The sequence below is a fragment of the Mycobacterium talmoniae genome, assembly GCF_001854525.1.
Classification (GTDB): Bacteria; Actinomycetota; Actinomycetes; order Mycobacteriales; family Mycobacteriaceae; genus Mycobacterium; species Mycobacterium talmoniae.
The window spans coordinates 1-3,275 of record NZ_MLQM01000291.1 but is presented as its reverse complement, the minus strand read 5'-3'; the positions used below and the strand labels follow the sequence as shown (position 1 = coordinate 3,275).

The window sequence follows — 3,275 nt, the reverse complement described above, 5'->3', positions numbered from 1 at the left end:
CACCCACCCCCAACCCACCACCCCCACCCCCCACCACCCACCCCACCCCCCACGCGCCCGCCGGCGCCAGTGGTGTAAAGGGGCCGGCCACCGCCTCGGTGTGCACGTCCAGCGCCGACAGGGTGTCGTCGAGCACCAGGATGGTCGGTGCCGCCACGATGGCCCGCGCCAACGAAAGTCGTTGCCGCTGACCGCCGGACAGGCTCATCCCCTGTTCCCCGATGCGGGTGTCCAGGCCGAACGGCAGCTCGTGGACGAACTGCGCGGCGGCGATCTCGATGGCCCGTTCCAGTTCGGCGTCGGTGGCGTCCGGGCGGCCCAGCCGCAGGTTTTCCGCTATCGACATGGAGAACAGCGTCGGGTCCTCGAAAGCCGTTGTCACCGACTGCCGCAGCGCGGACAGGCTCAGCTCCCGGATGTCGATGCCGTCGATGCGGATGACGCCCTCGCCGACGTCGTGGAGCCGGGACAGCAACGCCACCAGCACCGACTTGCCCGCCCCGGTGGCCCCGACCAGCGCCAGGGTCTGGCCGGGCTCGACGGTGAGGTTCACCCGCCGCAACGCCCACGCCTCGGTGCCCGGGAACCGGAAACCGACGTCGCAAAGTTCCAGGCGCCCGCGGCGCGGCGGATCCGACCGCGGACCGTCGGTGATGTCGGTGGGGGCGTCGAAGATTTCGGCGATCCGGTTGGCCGCGGTCATCGCCTCCTGGGTCATCGACAGCAGGAAGCCCAGCGAGGACAGCGGCCACACCAGCGACAGCATCAAGGTGATGAACGCGACCAGGGTGCCCAGGCTGACCAGGCCGTGGCCAGCCGCGTCGGCGCCCAACCCCAGCACCACGATCAGGGTGAGGGTGGGGATGACTTCCAGCAGCGTCCAGAACCGCGCGGACACCGCGACCTTGCGGACCTCGGTGTCGTACAGGGCGGTGGCCTGCCCATCGAACCGCTCGAACAGGTAGTCCTCGCGGCCGAAGGATTTGACCACCCGCAGACCCAACGCCGACTCCTCGACGTGGGTGGCCACCTGCCCGGCCTGGTCCTGGGCTTGGCGCGACAGCCGGGTGTAGCTGCGCTCGAAGTGCAGCACGGTGCCCGCGATCGGCACGATCGATGCCGCCACCACCACCCCCAGCGGCCAGTACATCGCCAGCAGCAGCACCGTCACGACCGCGATCTGCACCGAGTTGAGCAGCAGGAACACCAGGCCGAACGACAACAGCCGACGGATGGTGGACAGGTCGTTCATGATCCGGGACAGCAGCTGCCCGGACTGCCAGCGCCCGTGAAACGCCATCGGCAGCAGCTGCAGCCGGGCGTACAGGTCGGTGCGGATGTCGGCCTCGACGCCCATGGTGGCGTGGGCGACCAACCACCGCCGGACGAACCACAGCACCGCCTCGCTGATCCCGACGGCGGTCGCCGCGATCCCCCACACCCACAGCCCGCGCTGATCGTGGTGGCGGACCGGACCGTCGATGACGGCCTTGGTCATCAGCGGAATCGCGACCGTCGCGGCCAGGCTGATCACCGCGACGACCACCATGGCGATCCAGCGCGCCCGGTACGGTCGCAGGTACGGCAGCAGCCGACGCAGGTCGGAACCCGGCCGCCGGCGGGCGGGCGGCGCTGCGATCGCGGGCACGTTGCTCAGCTTGGCATGAGCGGCAGCCGAATAAGTGGATGTCGACCTTCCCGCGATCGCGCGGACCGATCAGGCAAGATGGGCGGCATGGACACGGGTGCAACCTCACCGCGGGTACTAGTTGTCGACGACGACGACGACGTGCTGGCGTCGCTGGAACGCGGGCTGCGGCTGTCCGGGTTCGAGGTGGCGACGGCCAAGGACGGCGCCGAAGCGTTGCGCAGCGCGACCGAGACCCGCCCGGACGCGATCGTGCTGGACATCAACATGCCGGTGCTGGACGGGGTCAGCGTCGTCACCGCGCTGCGGGCGATGGATAACGACGTCCCGGTCTGTGTGCTATCCGCGCGCAGCTCGGTCGACGACCGGATCGCCGGCCTGGAGGCCGGCGCCGACGACTACCTGGTCAAACCGTTCGTGCTGCAGGAGCTGGTAGCGCGGGTGCGGGCACTGCTGCGCCGCCGTGGATCCACCGCCACCTCGTCGTCGGAAACCATCACGGTGGGTCCGCTGGAGGTGGACATCCCGGGTCGGCGGGCCCGGGTCAACGGCGTCGACGTGGACCTGACCAAACGCGAGTTCGACCTGCTGGCGGTGCTGGCCGAGCACAAGACCGCGGTGTTGTCCCGGGCGCAGCTGCTCGAGCTGGTGTGGGGCTACGATTTCGCCGCCGACACCAACGTCGTCGACGTGTTCATCGGGTACCTGCGGCGCAAGTTGGAGGCCGGGGGCGCGCCCCGGCTGCTGCACACGGTGCGCGGCGTGGGGTTTGTACTGCGCATGCAGTAGCCGTCATGAACCTGCTGTCGCGGATCTTCACCCGCACGCCGTCGCTGCGGAGTCGGGTGGTGCTCGCGGTAGCGATCGGCACCGCGATCGCCGTGCTCATCACCGGCGCCATCGTGTGGGTGGGCATCACCCGCGACCGCAAAGAGCGGCTGGATCGCCGCCTCGACGAGGCGGCCGGGTTTGCGATTCCGTTCGTCAGCATGGGCGAGATCCCGCGCGCGGCCAGCGCCAAGGACGCGGTGATCACCGTGCGCAAGGGCGACGACGTGACGTCGAACTCCGCGGTGGTGTTGCCCCCGCTGCCGGCGGGCTACGCCGACACCTACGTCGACGGGGTGCGTTACCGGGTGCGCACCGTCGACATCCCCGGTCCGGGTCCGCGCTCGCTGGCGGTCGGCGACACCTACGACGCCACCATCGCCGACACCAACAACCTGCACCGCCGGGTGATCCTGGTGTGCGGGTTCTCCATCGCCGCGGCCGCGGTATTCGCGTGGCTGCTGGCCGCGTTCGCGGTCCGCCCGCTCAAACGGTTGGCGCAGCAGGCCCGCTCGATCGACGTCGGCGACGAGCGGCCCCAGATCGAGGTGCGCGGCGCCACCGAGGCCGTCGAGATCGCCGAGGCGATGCGCGGCATGCTGGAGCGGATCTGGACCGAGCAGGACCGCACCAAGGAGGCGCTGGCCTCGGCCCGCGACTTCGCGGCGGTGTCCTCCCATGAGCTGCGCACCCCGCTGACCGCGATGCGCACCAACCTGGAGGTGCTGGCGAGCTTGGATCAGCTCGACGGGCAGCGCAACGGGGTCGTCGGGGGGGGGGGGGGCGGCGAGGGGGGGGT

The 3,275-nt window shown here is 70.5% G+C and carries 3 protein-coding genes; 2 read left to right on the top strand and 1 reads right to left on the bottom strand.

Annotated features, from left to right (window positions below):
* Positions 1–1,657, bottom strand: a 1,657-nt coding sequence (locus tag BKN37_RS26565; protein WP_095407227.1) for an ABC transporter ATP-binding protein, incomplete at its 3' end; no start/stop codon positions are given.
* 69 nt (positions 1,658–1,726) lie between these two features.
* On the opposite strand from BKN37_RS26565, the gene prrA reads away from it, so the two are divergent.
* Together prrA and BKN37_RS26555 are read left to right on the top strand one after the other, a co-directional pair.
* Positions 1,727–2,437 carry a two-component system response regulator PrrA gene (gene prrA / locus BKN37_RS26560; protein WP_071030232.1) on the top strand — a complete coding sequence of 237 codons (711 nt, stop codon included), beginning with the start codon at positions 1,727–1,729 and terminating at the stop codon, positions 2,435–2,437.
* A 5-nt stretch (positions 2,438–2,442) separates the two neighbouring features.
* Positions 2,443–3,275, top strand: an 833-nt coding sequence (locus BKN37_RS26555) for a HAMP domain-containing protein (RefSeq protein ID WP_131823715.1), incomplete at its 3' end; no start/stop codon positions are given.